The organism is Xanthomonas sp. D-109 (assembly GCF_017746095.1).
Taxonomy (GTDB): Bacteria; Pseudomonadota; Gammaproteobacteria; order Xanthomonadales; family Xanthomonadaceae; genus Xanthomonas_A; species Xanthomonas_A sacchari.
This window is the reverse complement of record NZ_JAGHWV010000019.1, coordinates 1-14,658: the sequence shown is the minus strand read 5'-3', so window position 1 is coordinate 14,658 and position 14,658 is coordinate 1. Positions and strand designations below refer to the sequence as shown.

Annotated in this window: 12 protein-coding genes and 1 other RNA gene; 3 read left to right on the top strand and 10 right to left on the bottom strand. The window is 68.9% G+C overall.

Going from position 1 to position 14,658, the window contains the following annotated elements; all coding sequences use genetic code 11:
* Positions 1 to 1,491 carry a ribonuclease G gene (gene rng / locus J7357_RS16860; protein ID WP_010340444.1) on the bottom strand — a complete coding sequence of 497 codons (1,491 nt, stop codon included), beginning with the start codon at positions 1,489 to 1,491 and terminating at the stop codon, positions 1 to 3.
* Positions 1,491 to 2,057: a Maf family nucleotide pyrophosphatase gene (locus J7357_RS16855; RefSeq protein ID WP_209248270.1), complete on the bottom strand. Its 567-nt coding sequence runs from the start codon at positions 2,055 to 2,057 to the stop codon at positions 1,491 to 1,493. The genes rng and J7357_RS16855 overlap by 1 nt, the downstream gene beginning before the upstream one ends.
* Positions 2,058 to 2,189: 132 nt before the next feature.
* Between J7357_RS16855 and J7357_RS16850 the strand changes: the two genes are divergently transcribed.
* On the top strand, positions 2,190 to 2,927 hold the full coding sequence (locus J7357_RS16850) for an SIMPL domain-containing protein (RefSeq protein ID WP_209248268.1): 738 nt from the start codon (positions 2,190 to 2,192) through the stop codon (positions 2,925 to 2,927).
* A 198-nt stretch (positions 2,928 to 3,125) separates the two neighbouring features.
* Here the strand turns inward: J7357_RS16850 and J7357_RS16845 are convergent.
* Positions 3,126 to 3,201, bottom strand: a non-coding RNA gene (locus J7357_RS16845) — sX9 sRNA.
* A 107-nt stretch (positions 3,202 to 3,308) separates the two neighbouring features.
* Here J7357_RS16845 and J7357_RS16840 point away from each other — a divergent pair.
* Both J7357_RS16840 and J7357_RS16835 read left to right on the top strand, forming a co-directional pair.
* A complete protein-coding gene (locus J7357_RS16840) occupies positions 3,309 to 3,986 on the top strand; it encodes an energy transducer TonB (protein WP_209248266.1) in 678 nt (225 codons plus the stop codon).
* A gap of 162 nt (positions 3,987 to 4,148) precedes the next feature.
* Positions 4,149 to 6,914 (top strand): TonB-dependent receptor, encoded by a 2,766-nt coding sequence (locus J7357_RS16835; RefSeq protein WP_209248264.1) that lies wholly within the window; start codon positions 4,149 to 4,151, stop codon positions 6,912 to 6,914.
* Positions 6,915 to 7,050: 136 nt separating this feature from the next.
* Here the strand turns inward: J7357_RS16835 and rlmH are convergent, their stop codons facing one another.
* The 7 genes from rlmH to leuS all read right to left on the bottom strand — a co-directional run bounded on the left by rlmH (position 7,051) and on the right by leuS (position 14,475).
* Positions 7,051 to 7,521 (bottom strand): 23S rRNA (pseudouridine(1915)-N(3))-methyltransferase RlmH, encoded by a 471-nt coding sequence (gene rlmH / locus J7357_RS16830; protein WP_010340439.1) that lies wholly within the window; start codon positions 7,519 to 7,521, stop codon positions 7,051 to 7,053.
* 22 nt (positions 7,522 to 7,543) lie between these two features.
* A complete protein-coding gene (locus tag J7357_RS16825) occupies positions 7,544 to 8,701 on the bottom strand; it encodes a J domain-containing protein (RefSeq protein ID WP_244667616.1) in 1,158 nt (385 codons plus the stop codon).
* Complete coding sequence (rsfS, locus tag J7357_RS16820; RefSeq protein WP_209248262.1) at positions 8,694 to 9,110, bottom strand: ribosome silencing factor; 417 nt, start codon at positions 9,108 to 9,110, stop codon at positions 8,694 to 8,696. Before rsfS ends, J7357_RS16825 begins: the two co-directional genes overlap by 8 nt.
* A 56-nt stretch (positions 9,111 to 9,166) precedes the next feature.
* Positions 9,167 to 9,931, bottom strand: coding sequence for a nicotinate-nucleotide adenylyltransferase (gene nadD, locus J7357_RS16815; protein ID WP_209248260.1), 765 nt, complete (start codon positions 9,929 to 9,931; stop codon positions 9,167 to 9,169).
* Between the two features lie 23 nt (positions 9,932 to 9,954).
* Positions 9,955 to 10,989, bottom strand: coding sequence for a DNA polymerase III subunit delta (gene holA, locus J7357_RS16810; RefSeq protein WP_209248258.1), 1,035 nt, complete (start codon positions 10,987 to 10,989; stop codon positions 9,955 to 9,957).
* Between the two features lie 101 nt (positions 10,990 to 11,090).
* Complete coding sequence (lptE, locus tag J7357_RS16805) at positions 11,091 to 11,705, bottom strand: LPS assembly lipoprotein LptE (protein ID WP_209248256.1); 615 nt, start codon at positions 11,703 to 11,705, stop codon at positions 11,091 to 11,093.
* 127 nt (positions 11,706 to 11,832) lie between these two features.
* Positions 11,833 to 14,475: a leucine--tRNA ligase gene (leuS, locus tag J7357_RS16800; RefSeq protein ID WP_209248254.1), complete on the bottom strand. Its 2,643-nt coding sequence runs from the start codon at positions 14,473 to 14,475 to the stop codon at positions 11,833 to 11,835.
* Positions 14,476 to 14,658: the final 183 nt, after the last annotated feature.

The following is a 14,658-nucleotide window of genomic DNA, read 5'->3' as shown; positions in this document are numbered from 1 at the left end:
TCACAACAACACCACGTCGAACTGCTCCTGCAGGTACTGTTCGTCGGCCTGGAAGCGGATGGTCTTGCCAAGGAATTCTTCCAGCTCGGCCACGGCCGCCGATTCCTCGTCGGTGATGCGCGCCACCACCTTGGTCGAGGCGATCACCAGCAGCCGCGCCGCGTCGAACTGGCGCACCGCACGGGTGATCTCGCGGAAGATCTCGTAGGTCACGGTCTCGGCGGTCTTGATCGAGCCGCGCCCGCTGCATTCCGGGCACGGCTCGGACAGCTGCCGCTCCAGGCTCTCCACGGTGCGCTTGCGGGTCATCTCCACCAGGCCCAGCGGCGAGAACTCGTACACCGTGGTCTTGGCATGGTCGCGCGAGAGCGCCTTCTCCAGCGTGCGCAGCACCTGGCGGCGGTGCTCGGCGTCGTCCATGTCGATGAAGTCGATGATGATGATGCCGCCGAGGTTGCGCAGCCGCAGTTGCCGCGCGACCGCCTGCGCCGCCTCCAGATTGGTGCGGAACACCGTCTCCTCGAGGTTGCGCTGGCCCAGGAACGAGCCGGTGTTGACGTCGATGGTGGTCATCGCCTCGGTCTGGTCGATGACCAGGTAGCCGCCGGACTTCAGCGGCACCTGCTTGTCCAGCGCGCGGGCAATCTCGTCCTCGACCCCGTACAGGTCGAAGATCGGGCGGTCGCCGGTGTACAGCTCCAGGCGTTCGGCCAGCACCGGCATGTACTTGGCGACGAAGGCCTGCAGCCGCTCGAAGGTCTCGTGCGAATCGACCTTGACCTTCTCCACGTCCTTGCGGATCAGGTCGCGCACCGCGCGCAGCGGCAGGCTCAGGTCCTCGTAGATGATGCTGGCCGGGGCGCCGTCGCGGCCGCGCCGCTCGACCACGTTCCAGACCCGCGACAGGTAGGCGATGTCCTCGGCCAGCGCCTCGGCCGGCTGGCCCTCGGCATTGGTGCGGATGATGTAGCCGAAACCGCCGTGGCTGGCGGCCAGGTCGGCGACCAGGGTCTTCAGGCGCTGCCGTTCGGCCTCGTCCTCGATCCGCGCCGACACCCCGATCACCCGCGACTGCGGCAGCAGCACCAGGTAGCGCGACGGGATGCTGATCTGGGTGGTCAGCCGCGCGCCCTTGCTGCCGATCGGGTCCTTGACCACCTGCACCACGATGTCCTGGCCGTCGCGCAGCAGTTCCACGATCGGCACCGCCGCCGACACCGGCAGCGGCGTCGCCTCCTCGGTGTCGCCGTTGCCCACCGGCGCCGGCCGCACCACGTCGTTGGCGTGCAGGAACGCCGCGCGCTCCAGCCCGACCTCGACGAAGGCCGCCTGCATGCCGGGCATCACCCGCTGCACCCGGCCCTTGTAGATGTTGCCGACCACCCCGCGGCGCCAGCCGCGCTCGATGTGCAACTCCTGCAGCATGCCGTTCTCGATGACGGCCACCCGGGTCTCGCGTGGTGTGACGTTGACCAGGATCTCTTGCGACATCACAGCACTCCGAAGGTGCGCAGCAGGTGGTGGGTCTGGTGCAGGGGCAGGCCCATCACCCCGGAATAGCTGCCGTCGAGACGGCTGACGAAGCGTTCGGCGCCGCCCTGGATCGCATACGCACCGGCCCGCCCCATCGGCTCGCCGCTGGCCACGTAGTCGGCGATGTCGCGCGCGGACAACTCGGCGAAGGTCACCGCCGTCGGCACCAGCAGCACCTGCTCGCGGCCGGCGGCGACCAGGGCCACCGCGGTCATCGCCTGGTGGGTGCGTCCGGACAGGGCCGCCAGCATTGCCGCAGCGTCGCCGGCATCGGCCGGCTTGCCGAACACGCGCTCGTCCAGTACCACTTCGGTGTCGGCGCCGAGCACCACCGCATCGGCGGCATCGGCCAGTTGCGCCCACCCGGCGCGGGCCTTGTCCAGCGCCACGCGGCGCACGTAGGCCTGCGCCGACTCGTCGGCCGCGCGCACTTCCGGCACCTCGAGATCGAGGATCCGGAACGGCACGCCGAGGCGGGTCAGCAGTTCGTTTCTGCGAGGGGAGCGGGACGCGAGATACAGCATGTCCGAAGGATAACCCGAGCCGACTAACTGAACGATCGCCAATTGCGGGACGATCGCTTCGACCCCGGTGAAGATCACGACGCGTTCATCGTCGCGGCAACACCCTCGCCCCATTCTTCAAGGAGAACCCCGATGCGCGCATTGTCCGTCCGCCCGCTGCTGCTGGCCCTGTCCCTCGCCCTAGGAGGCACGATGACCGCCCACGCCCAATCCGCCGCGCCCGGCTACGCCGTGCCCGCCGACGGCACCCTGCTCAACATCGCCGCGCAGGCCGAGGCCAAGCGCGCGCCCGACGTGGCCGCGATCTCGGCCGGCGTGGTCACCCAGGCCACCGACAGCGCCGCGGCGATGCGCCAGAACGCCGAGCAGATGACCAAGGTGCTGGCCGCGATCCGCGCCGCCGGCATCGCCGACAAGGACGTGCAGACCAGCGGGGTCAGCCTCAACCCGCAGTACAAGTACGCCGAGAACCAGGCCCCGCAGATCATCGGCTACCAGGCCAGCAACTCGGTCAACCTGAAGGTGCGCGACATCGCCAAGCTCGGCAAGGTGCTCGACGCGCTGGCCGCGCAGGGCGCCAACCAGATCAACGGCCCCACCTTCGAGATCGACGACCCCGAACCGCTGTACGACCAGGCCCGGGTCGATGCGCTGAAGAAGGCGCAGGCGCGGGCGCAGAGCTACGCCAAGGCGCTTGGCCTGCGCGTGCGGCGGATCGTCAGCATTTCCGAGGGCAGCAGCGGCGGGGTGCGTCCGCCGATGCCGATGATGCGCGCAATGGCGATGAAGGCCGAGGCCGACACCCCGGTCGCTCCGGGCGAAAGCAGCGTCTCGGTCAACCTGGACGTGGTGTTCGAACTGGGCAAGTAAGCGAGCTGTCCCAGGCAACACCTCGCGACGGCGCCTGCGGGCGCCGTCGTCGTGTCCGGCTGCGGCGGCCCCCTGCTCTCGTCGCGATCGCGCCCAGCGCTGGCCCTCGCCCCTCTTGCCAAAGCCACCGCGACCGGCGCACTGTCGAAACGCGGACGGGCGCGCTGACCCCATCCGCCGCGCCCGTGCGTTCAGAGTGGCTGACAAAACGTCGCGAGCAGCCGCCAGGCGGGTGCGGGCGGCGCGGAGGAACCGCAGTGTACGAGTGGTACATGAGGATTCCGAGCACCGTCCGCGCCCGCCTGGCGGCTGCGCAGTAGGTTTGTTAGCCGCTCTTAGCCGTACCGCAGTCCACGACACTCCTATCGCAGAGGTGGATCCATGGTTCGCACGCAACTCCCCGCCCCGTCCTTCCGCATCGACCTGTCCCGGGTCCTGGCCTACAGCACCGCGATCGCCCTGCACGTGCTGGCCGCCCTGTTGCTGCTGCTTCCGCTCTCGCACGTGACCGCGCCACCGGAACCGGCGCAGGTGCAGCCGCCCTGGCAGCAACCGGTGGTGGTCAAGGTCACGCCGCCGCCGCCGACCATTCCCACCGTCGAGAAACAGGTGCCGACGCAGCCGCGCACGCCCAGTGCGGTGCCGGTGCCGACCTCGACGCCGGCGCCAGCGCCAGCGGCCGACAGCAGCCCGGTGGCGCTGGACAGCGCGCCCAACGTCGACCCCACGCCCAGCATCGCCGCGCCCAGCCTGCCGCCGGCGAGCGTGAGCGCACCGGTGGACGGCATGCAGTTGCAGTACCTGCGCGCGCCGGCGCCGCCGTATCCGCGCGACGCGCTGCGCGATCGCCTGCAGGGCAGCGTGCTGCTGCGGGTGCTGGTCGGCACCGACGGGCAGCCGCTGCAGGTCAGCGTCGAGAAGAGCAGCGGCCACCGGGTGCTGGACCAGGCCGCCCGCGACCAGGTGCTCAAGCGCTGGGCCTTCAAGCCGGCGCTGCAGAACGGCACGCCGGTGCAGGCGTACGGGCTGGTGCCGGTCGATTTTTCGATGGACCGCTGAGGACTGCCATGCGCACGGCCAGGCGGACCTGACCGTGCGCATCAGGCAAAAATTCACCGATTGTTCACGGCAGATACACCTAGATGGAAACCAGCCGACCGTCAAAACGTCGGCACTTTCGTCAGAAAGACACAATCTGCGTTTCCAGTTAGGAGAGAAACTGTGAACATCTCGACCCAACGGCGTGCAACCCGCCGTACGCTGCTGTGTGCCTCCGTCGCTGGCGTTCTCGCCTCCCTCGCAGGGCCCGCCGCCTTCGCCCAGGAAGCGGCCACCAATCTCGACCGCATCACCGTCACCGGCTCCAACATCCCGCGCACAAATACCGAAACACCTGCACCGGTGCAGGTGGTGAGCCGCCAGGAAATCGATCGCAGCGGCAAAACCTCGCTTGGCGAGTACCTGCAGACGCTGACCGCCAATGGCGCCGGTGCGGTGCCGAAGAGCTTCGGTCAAGGGTTCGCCGGCGGTGGCTCCGGCATCTCGCTGCGCGGCCTGGGCGCCGGTTCCACCCTGGTGCTGCTGAACGGCCGGCGCATGGCCACCTATGGCCTGGCCGACGACGGCCAGAAGGTCTTTACCGACCTCAGTACCATTCCGCTGGACGCGGTCGAGCGGGTCGAAGTGCTGAAGGACGGTGCCTCGGCGATCTACGGCTCTGACGCCATCGCCGGCGTGGTCAACATCATCCTGCGCAGCGATTTCCAGGGCGCGATCCTGCGCGGCTCCTACGGCATTTCCGGCGACGGCGACGGCGATGCGCGCAAGGCGACCCTGACCGCCGGAACCGGCGACCTCTCCAGCGACGGCTGGAACGCGTTTTTCAGCCTGGACGTGGGCAAGACCGACGCAATCAAGATCGGCGACCGCAAGGACCGTAAGTGGATCGGGACTGGCGACATCCGTCGCTGGGGCTACGCGGCGCAGGATGCGCAGTTTCTCGGCGGCGCCTACCGCAGTGGCGGTACCAACATCGGAAGCCTGAACGGTCCGAACGGCTCTGTATTCGATACCACCGGGCAACTGGTGGCGCTCCCCGGCTGCGCCGGCCTGACCACCATCCCGGGGCAGAACGAAGCCACCTCGCAGGCGCAGGGCTGTCTTTGGGATCCGGTACAGCAGTTCCGCGACCTGTCCCCCGAAGAGAAGTACGTCAACGTGTTCGGCCGCGCCAGCTTCGCCTTTGGCGAAGGCGGCGAAATCTACACAGAGATCGGCTACTCGAAGAAGAACACCGTCTTTTCCAATACGCCGTCCAACGTGTCCGGCGGCTGGGGCTACCCGGGCGGCCCGGTCAACGCCAACAGCGGCGCCGGCGCCACCGTGCTCTATGCCGGCCATCCAGACAACCCGCTCCCATACGATGCGCGCGTGCGCTACAGCGCCTGGGACGTGGGCCCGCGCATCACCGACAACACCAACGAATTCAATCGCGTCCTGGTTGGGGTCAAGGGCAACTGGGGCGAGTGGAGCTACGACACCGCCTATCTGCATTCCGGTACCGATCTGACCAGCAAGCGCACCGGCTTCCTGCGCTACAGCGCGGTTCGCTGCGTGCTGGGCAACCCGGCCTGCCCGGCCGGCACCTGGCGCATCGGCGACAATGCCAATCTCAACTCGCAGGCGTTGTACGACTACATCTCGCCGACCATCAGCGCGCGCGCCAAGTCCGCATTGGACATGTTCGACTTCACCGTCTCGCGCAGCCTGGCCGACCTCAGGGGTGGCCCGCTGGGCCTGGCACTGGGTGCGGAGTGGCGCAAGACCAGCAACAGCCTGACGCCGCAGACCTATACCGACATCGGCGACATCATCGGACTGGGTTACTCGGCCTACGACGGCACCCAGAACGTGTATGCCGGCTATGTCGAACTGTCGGCACCAGTACTGGAGCAACTGGAACTGTCGGCGGCGCTCCGCTACGACAAGTATGACGGCGGCGACGGCAAGGCCACGCCGAAATTGGGGGTGAAGTGGACCCCGGCCGAATGGATTGCGCTGCGTGCCAGCTACGCCGAAGGCTTCCGTGCGCCGAACCCGGCCGAGAACGGCAACGGCGGCCTGGCCGCGTTCTCCAATGCGGCCGATCCGGTACGCTGCGCGATCAGTGCCAGCGAGTGCGGGACGCGTTCGGTAGCAATCATCACCCGGCCGAACCCGGCGCTGAAGCCCGAGGAATCCAAGAGCTACTCGGTAGGCTTCGTACTGCAGCCGACCTCGACGACATCGCTAACAGTGGACGGTTGGGAGATCAAGCGCACCAACGAAATCGCCCAGGGCAACACGCGAGACGCCATTCTCGCGGGCAACGTCTTGCGCGACAGCAACAACATCGGTGGCGTTCCCAACAGCGGCACCATCCTGGCGGTCAACACTTCCTACGTGAACGCGAACTCTTCGCGGGTGCGTGGCATCGACACCGACATCCGTCAGACTTTCGAAATCGGTCCTGGCCAGTTGGAGTTGGACGCACAGTGGAGCCATCTGCTCAAGTTCGAAAGCACCCAAGGCACAACGACCTATGAGTATGTGGGCACGCATGGAAATTGCGACGTGACCAACTGCATCGGCACCCCGCAGGACCGCATCAACTTCGGCACCACCTGGAAACAGGGCAGCTGGAGCGTGAGCGGCGTGCTGAACTACATCGACAGCATCGAGAACAAGGACAGCCGCGGAGGCGAGTACCAGGCGTTCTACGCCGACGGTACGCCGGTCAAGAAGATCGCCTCGTTCACCACCTTCGACCTGTCGGGCCGCTGGAACATCACGGAGGCGTTCGAACTCAGCGCATCGGTGGAGAACGTGTTCGACCGGATCGCCCCGCTGGATCCGACCACCTACGGTGCGGTCAACTACAACCCGCTGCACGTCAGCGGCGCGATCGGCCGCTACTTCACGGTGGGCGCGAAGTACACGTTCAACTGATCGCGAGCGTCGCACAGCGATAAGAAAAAGCCCGGGCGCAAGCCCGGGCTTTTTTGTTGCCTGAGCGGCGCGCCAGCTTCGGCATCACGCACACATTGCCGCCACGCACACGCGATCAGCGATCAGCGATCAGCGATCAGGCGCGATGGTAGGGATGATTGGCCAGCATCGCCGCCGCACGGTACAACTGCTCGGCCACCACCAGCCGCACCAGCATGTGCGGCAGGGTCAGCGGCCCCAGCGACCAGGATTCGCTGGCCACCGCCAGCACCTCCGGCGAGTGGCCCTCGGGACCGCCGATCAGGAACGCCAGATCGCGTCCCTGTCCGCGCCAGTGCTCCATGCGCTGCGCCAGTTGCTCGGAGCTGTGCTGCTTGCCGGGCACGTCCAGTGCGACCACCAGCGCGTTCTTCGGCAGCGCCGCCAGGACCCGGCGGCCTTCGTCCTCGATCGCGCGCTGCGCATCGCGGCCCTTGCCGCGCAGGCCGGGTTCGATCTCGACCAGGTCCAGCGGCAGCCAGTGCGAGAGCCGCTTGCGGTACTCGGCGAAACCCTGCGCCACCCAGGCCGGGGCGCGCTCGCCGGTGGCGATGAGGCGCGCCTTCATCGCTGCGCGCGGCAGGCGCGCATCACCAACGCTCGCCCAGCAGCAGGGGGTCGTACATCGCGTCGTCCAGTTCCTGCTCGGCCAGCCGGGCACGCTCCCGCTTCAACCATTGCTTCAGCGTGTCGACCTGCCGCGCCGCAGCGCGATCGTCGGCGCAGGAGCGGATCTCCTCCTGCACCTGCCGCTTGATCTGCGCCAACAGCGCATCCAGGCGCTGCGGCTGCGGCGCGCGCTCGTCTTGAAGACCATAACGCCCCATGAAGTCATCGACCAGTCCGGCCAATGTCTGCTCGACCTGCCGCAGTTGCGCGGCGAACAGGTCGTTGTAGTCACGGATGCGCTCCTCGGCCATCGCCGCGATGCCGGCCTGATCCAACTGGCCGATTTCCAGTTGCAGTTCCAGCAGTGCCAGCAGGTCGTCGTTCTGATACGCCTGGTTGAGCCGCTGCATCAAGGCGGTCTTGCGCTCGCGCTGCTGCGGATCGGGTTCGCGGTCCGGATGCAATGCGGCGACTAGGTTGCGGTACAGCGCGCGACGCGTCTGTTGCGGATCGGCGGCGACCTGCGCGGCCTTGCCGGCACCGGCACGGCGGCGCTTGTCGCGCTGCTGGGCGCGCCCGGCCGCATGCGCCTGCTGCGCGTGCAGCCGCTCCTGGATCTGCGCATACAGCGCTTCGGGGGAGTGGATATGCGCCATTTCCTCTTCGGTCAGGCCGAATTCCTCACCGATGACCGAGGTCAGCAATGCCTCGGATTCGGCCAGATCCTGGTCGAATCCGAGCGGGCTATGGCGGTCGTAGATCTCCTTCAGCCCGTCGTTGTCACCGTCCCGGATCAACAGCGCAGCCAACTCGCAAATGAGCTCGGACAGATCGGCGCGATCGCGCTTGCTCAGCTTGTAGGTGGCATGCGCTGCGTCCAGTTCCCGCACCAACTGTACCTGCGCCGCATCGCGCTCCTGCAGCAAGGGATCGACCTGCTCGTGGAAACGCTGCTCCCAGCGCGGCAGCGCGTCCTGCCACGCATGCAACTGCGCACGGGCGCGCTCCAGACGCTTGACCAGCGAGTCGAAGCGCTTGCGTGCCGGCGTCGCGGGTGTCGATTCGGTCGCGCCGACACGCTTGCTGACCGGCAACGCCTCGCTGCCGACGCTGCGCGCGGGATTGCGCCGCTTAGGCATCGCGTGCCGAGTCGTCGTCGTCGTCGCCCGGCGGCTGGTCGCCGACCGTCCACAGCCGCTCCAGCGCATAGAACTCGCGCACCCGCGGCAGCATCACGTGCACCACCACGTCGCCGAGATCGACCAGCACCCACTCGGCCTCGCGCTCGCCTTCCACGCCCAGCGGCATCACGTCAAGGCGCTTGGCGTACTTGATGACTTCGTCGGCGATCGACTTGACGTGACGGGTGGAGGTGCCGGAGACGATGACCAGGTAGTCGGTGACGCTGGACTTGCCGCGCACGTCGATTTCCGCCACGTCCTTGGCCTTGAGTTCCTCGACTGCCTCGCGGACGTGGGCGAGCAGGACCGGCAGCGGCGGCGGCGGATTGGGGACTTGGGTCTTGATGACGTGGGCTTGACTGGACAAAGCGGCGAACTCGATGGAATGGGGCGAATTATAGGCGACCCCGGCAGGACGCGTATTCAGCCAGCGGCGGCGGCACCGGACGCATACAGGCAGTGGTCGCGGATATAGGCGGCCACGGCCGGCGGCAGCAAGGCCGCCCAGTCCTCGCCGGCGGCGATCCGCGCCCGCACCAGGCTGGCCGATTCGCTGCGCAGCGGCTGCCGCAGGCACCACAGCCGGCCGCCCGGCGAGCGGGTCAGCGCCTGCGGCGTATCGGCCCAGCGTCCGGCCACCGCCTGCGCCAGTTCCGCCGGCACCGCCCGCTCCCAGCCACTGCCGGCGCGGTCGGCGACGATCAGGTGCGCGGCCTCGAGCAGCGCCCGCCACTCGCGCCAGCCGTTGAAGCCGACGAAGCTGTCGCTGCCGATCAGCAGCGCCAGCGGCGCGTCGGCGCCGAGCTCGGCGCGCAGCTCGCGCACCGTGTCGATACTGTAGGACGCCACCCCGGGTCGGGCCTGCGCACGGCGCACTTCATGCAGGTCCAGCACCAGCCCCGGCGTGTCGGCGATGGCCAGCGCCAGCATCGCGCAGCGCTGCTGCGCATCGGCGCCGGGCGCCGGCCGATGCGGCGGATCGGCCGCCGGCATCAGCCGCACGGACACCCCGAACGCCTCCCGCGCCGCCCGCGCGATCGCCAGATGGCCGTTGTGGATGGGATCGAAGGTGCCGCCGTAGATGAGGTGCAGTGGTGGGGAATCGGGAATGGGGAATGGGGAAGAAGCAACAGCCGCGGGCTGCGAGGTCTCTGGCGGGACCCCAGCACCGCTGTTCCCATTCCCCATTCCCGATTCCCGGCTCCCGGCCGTCATACCACCAACAGCCGCACCGCCCGCGCCTCGGCGATCGCCAGCAGCAGGCGCTCCAGGGCGATCCAGGCGTCGCCGTCGGCGCGGCCCTTGGCGATGCGGTCGATGCGGCCGGCCTCGGCGGCGAAGCGTTCCCAGCGGCGCGGTTCGGCGTGGCGCTGCAGGGCGCGCTTGAACGGGGCCTGCCGCGACTCCCAGATGCCCTGCCCCTTCATCTCCGCGGCCAGGTTGCCGCCGGCGGCCTGTACCTTGGCCAGCGCGGCCGTGCGCAGCAGTTCCTTGATCAGGATCGGCAGCAGCGCGGCCACCGCTTCGCCTTCGGCACGCAGGCCGGCGAGCATGCGTCGCACCGCCGGCGCCTGCCCGGCGAGGGTCGCCTCGGCCAGGCGGAACACGTCGTAGCGGGCGGCGTCGGCGACCAGCGACTCCATCGCCGCCACGTCCAGGCCCTGGCCGTCGGCCAGCAGGGCCAGCTTGTCGATCTCCTGGGCCGCCGCCAGCAGGTTGCCTTCCACCCGCTCGGCCAGGCGCTGCACCGCGCCGGCGTCGGCGCGCAGGCCCTTGCTGCGCAGGCGCCGCTCGATCCAGTCGCCCAGCTCGTGCGGCTTGATCGCCCAGGCCACGGCGATGGTGCCGATGCGCGCGACCGCGTCGGCCCATTTGCCCTGGTGCGCCTTGCTCCATTCGTTGCAGGTGATCAGCAGCACCACGTCCGGCGGCGGATCGGCGCAGAACGCACTGATGACCTCGCCGCCCTCCTTGCCGGGCTTGCCGCTGGGCAGGCGCAGTTCGATCAGCCGTTGCGCGCTGAACAGACTGGGCGCGTTGAAGCTGGAATACAGCTGGCCCCAGTCGAAGTCGCGGCCGTCGGCGTCGAACACCTCGCGCTCGCCGATGCCGGCCGCGCGCGCGCGGGCGCGGACCGCGTCGGCGGCTTCGAGCACGCGCAGGGTTTCCGGACCGGCGATCAGGTAGACCGGCTGCAGCGGCTGCGACGCCGGCTGGGTAGCGAGTTGTTCGGGACGCAGTTCCATGGCGACAGCCTACGCTGCTGCAGGCGGATGCGGCGAACGCCGCGCGCCTGCGGCGAACGGCGCGGCCGCCGCGTGCGGCGGCGAAGGCAGCAGGGCGAGGCTCAAGGCTGCGGCGTGGTCGCCGGCTTGTCTGCGGCCGGCGTGCCGTCGACCGGCTTGCCTTCCACCGGAGTGCCGTCGGTCGACGGCGGCGCGGCGTTGACGTCCTTGCCGTCGCGCACCTGCGCGCGCACCACGCTGTCGATCCGGCGCAGCATCGACGCCGACATCTCGCGGCGCAGTTCGTCGGCCAGGATCTCGCGCTCGGTGGAGGTACCGGTGGCGTCGGTCGGCGGCGACACGTAGTCGCGCGAGAGCTCGATCACCTGTTGCGGCACCAGCACGCTGCCGTCGGCGCGGCGGAACACGAAGATCGCGGCGTAGCGCAGGCTGTACTCCTGGGCGCGGCCTTCGGCGTCGAGCGCGATGGGCAGGTCGCCCCAGCGTTCGGACAGCACTTCCAGGCGGGCCACGCCGGTGTTGACGTCCTTCGGCGCGATCTCCGCGCCGGCCGCGCGCAGGCCGCGTTCGAGCAGCTTGGCCAGCTCGCTGTACGGCGCCGAGGACACCACCTTCACCGACGGCGTGTCGGCCGGCAGGGTCAGCTTGTTGCGCAGGTGGAAACCGCAGGCGGTCAGGGACACCGCGAAGACGAGAGCGAGCAGGAGTCGGGTCATGGACACAGTCTGGAGGAGCCGGCTGGGCGCGGCAACAGGCCGCTAGCCTGCCGTACGCCGCGTGAACGCGGGTTGAGACCTGATGCCACGCCGTGCGGCCGCGATGCGGCCGCCGCGGTGCGCCGGCTCACGCCGCCACCAGGTTCACGATCTTGCCCGGCACGATGATGATCTTGCGGATGCTCAGGCCTTCCAGGAACTTGGCCGCATTCGGCTCGGCCTGGGCCAGTGCCTCGATCTGCTCGCGCGGGGTGTCGGCGCCGACCTCGATGGTGCCGCGCAGCTTGCCGTTGACCTGCACCGCCAGGGTCACCGCGTCGCGCACCAGCGCGGCCGGGTCCGGCTGCGGGAACGGTACGTCTTCCAGCAGCGTCGCCGGATGGCCCAGCGCCTGCCACAGCGCGTGGCTGGCGTGCGGGGTGATCGGGTTGAGCAGCAGCACCGCCGCTTCCAGCGCTTCCTGGCGCACCGCGCGGCCCTGATCGCCGGCGTCGTCGAACTTGGCCAGCGCGTTGGTCAGTTCCATCACCGCGGCGATGGCGGTGTTGAAGCTGTGGCGGCGGCCGTAGTCGTCGGCGACCTTGCCGATGGTCTCGTGGGTCTTGCGCCGCAGCGCCTTGTGCTCGGCATTCAGCGCGGCCGGATCCAGCGCCGGCGCGGCGCCGTCGGCGACATGCTTGTGCACCTGCGCCCACAGCCGGCGCAGGAACCGCGCCATGCCGTCGACGCCGGCCTCGTTCCACTCCAGCGACTGCTCCGGCGGCGCGGCGAACATCGAGAACAGGCGCACCGTGTCGGCGCCGTACTTGCCGACCATCGCCTGCGGATCCACGCCGTTGTTCTTGGACTTGGACATCTTCTCGGTGCCGCCGATCAGCACCGGCTGGCCGTCGCCGCGGTGCACCGCGCCGATCACCCGCGCCTTGTCGTCGCGCTGCACGTCCACGTCGGCCGGGTTGATCCAGTCCTTGGAGCCATCCGGGTTCTGCCGGTAGAAGGTCTCGGCGATCACCATGCCCTGGGTCAGCAGGTTGGTCGCCGGCTCGTCGCTGTCCACCAGGCGCGCGTCGCGCAGCAGCTTGTGGAAGAAGCGGAAGTACATCAGGTGCAGGATCGCGTGCTCGATGCCGCCGATGTACTGGTCCACCGGCAGCCAGTAGTTGCCGCGCTTGTCGACCATGTCCTTGGCGCCCGGCGAGGTGTAGCGCGCGTAGTACCAGCTCGACTCCATGAAGGTGTCGAAGGTGTCGGTCTCGCGCTCGGCCGCCGCGCCGCATTGCGGGCAGGTGGTCTTGCGCCATTCCGGGTCGGTCTTCAGCGGCGAGCCGGTGCCGCTCAGGGCCACGTTCTCCGGCAGCAGCACCGGCAACTGGTCCTCCGGCACCGGCACCGCGCCGCAGCTCTGGCAATAGATCACCGGGATCGGGCAACCCCAGTAGCGCTGGCGGCTGACGCCCCAATCGCGCAGGCGGTAGTTGACCCGGCGCTGGCCCTGGCCCTTGCGCTCGAAGCGCTCGGCCAGCGCCTCGAACGCGCCCTGGAAGTCCAGCCCGTCGAACTCGGCGGAATTGACCAGTTCCAGTTCGCGGGTCTTGTCGCCATACCAGTCCTGCCAGCGGCTCGGATCGTACTGGCGCTCGTCGTCGTTCTTCGGCGCCTTCAGCGCGATCACCTGGCGGATCGGCAGGGCGTACTTGCTGGCGAATTCGAAATCGCGCTGGTCGTGGCCGGGCACCGCCATCACCGCGCCGGTGCCGTAGCCCATCAGCACGAAGTTGGCGACCCACACCGGCACCTGCTCGCCGCTGATCGGATGCACCGCGGTCAGGCCGGTGTCCATGCCGCGCTTTTCCTGGGTTTCCAGTTCGGCCTCGGAGACGCCGCCCTGCTTCAGCTCGGCCAGCAATGCAGCCAACTCGGGATTGGACTTGGCAGCATGCAGCGCCAGCGGATGCTCGCTGGCGATGGACACGAAGGTCACGCCCATCAGCGTGTCCGGGCGCGTGGTGAACACGCGCAGCGGGTCCAGGGCGCTGCCGTCGGCGTCGCGCACGTCGAACTGGATCTCCAGGCCCTCGGAACGGCCGATCCAGTTGCGCTGCATGGTCTTGACCGATTCCGGCCAGCCCGGCAGCTGATCCAGGCCGTCCAGCAGCTCCTGCGCGTAATCGGTGATGCGCAGGAACCACTGCGGGATCTCGCGCTTTTCCACCAGCGCGCCGGAGCGCCAGCCGCGGCCGTCGATGACCTGCTCGTTGGCCAGCACGGTCTGGTCGATCGGGTCCCAGTTCACCACCGCGTTGCGGCGGTAGGCCAGGCCCTTGCGCATCAGCCGGGTGAACATGCGCTGCTCGTGCACGTAGTACTCGGGCCGGCAGGTGGCGAACTCGCGCGACCAGTCGATGGCGTAGCCCAGCGACTTGAGCTGGCTGCGCATGTGGTCGATGTTGGCGTAGGTCCACTTCGCCGGCGCGGTCTTGTTCTTGATCGCCGCGTTCTCGGCCGGCAGGCCGAACGCGTCCCAGCCCATCGGCTGCAGCACGTTCTTGCCGATCATGCGCTGGTAGCGGCTGATCACGTCGCCGATGGTGTAGTTGCGCACGTGGCCCATGTGCAGCGCCCCGGACGGGTACGGCAGCATCGACAGGCAGTAGAACTTGGGCTTGTCGGAGGTCTCGTCGACCTCGAAGGCGCGGGTGGCGTCCCAGAACTGCTGGGCGGAGGATTCGACCTGCTGCGGGTCGTAGGCGGTGGGCTCGACGGCGGACATGGAAACGGGCAAGGGCCAGGCGGCAACAAAGCGGCCAAGGGTACCGTAGCGCGGCAAGCCGCTCCAATCCCGGCGACGGACGGCACTGGCGCGCAACGCCCGCGCGCGTGCCGGCAGGCGCAGGAACCGCCGCTGCAGCGGCTTCGGCGCCGCGGGCGAGCGCGGCGGCCCCGGCCACGGCAG

Bases quoted from the DNA above. Each gene is read 5' to 3' on its own strand.
- rng (WP_010340444.1), bottom strand. From the start codon at position 1,491: ATGTCGCAAGAGATCCTGGTCAACGTCACACCACGCGAGACCCGGGTG.
- J7357_RS16855 (WP_209248270.1), bottom strand. From the start codon at position 2,057: ATGCTGTATCTCGCGTCCCGCTCCCCTCGCAGAAACGAACTGCTGACC.
- J7357_RS16850 (WP_209248268.1), top strand. From the start codon at position 2,190: ATGCGCGCATTGTCCGTCCGCCCGCTGCTGCTGGCCCTGTCCCTCGCC.
- J7357_RS16840 (WP_209248266.1), top strand. From the start codon at position 3,309: ATGGTTCGCACGCAACTCCCCGCCCCGTCCTTCCGCATCGACCTGTCC.
- rlmH (WP_010340439.1), bottom strand. From the start codon at position 7,521: ATGAAGGCGCGCCTCATCGCCACCGGCGAGCGCGCCCCGGCCTGGGTG.
- J7357_RS16825 (WP_244667616.1), bottom strand. From the start codon at position 8,701: ATGCCTAAGCGGCGCAATCCCGCGCGCAGCGTCGGCAGCGAGGCGTTG.
- nadD (WP_209248260.1), bottom strand. From the start codon at position 9,931: ATGGGGAATGGGAACAGCGGTGCTGGGGTCCCGCCAGAGACCTCGCAG.
- holA (WP_209248258.1), bottom strand. From the start codon at position 10,989: ATGGAACTGCGTCCCGAACAACTCGCTACCCAGCCGGCGTCGCAGCCG.
- lptE (WP_209248256.1), bottom strand. From the start codon at position 11,705: ATGACCCGACTCCTGCTCGCTCTCGTCTTCGCGGTGTCCCTGACCGCC.
- leuS (WP_209248254.1), bottom strand. From the start codon at position 14,475: ATGTCCGCCGTCGAGCCCACCGCCTACGACCCGCAGCAGGTCGAATCC.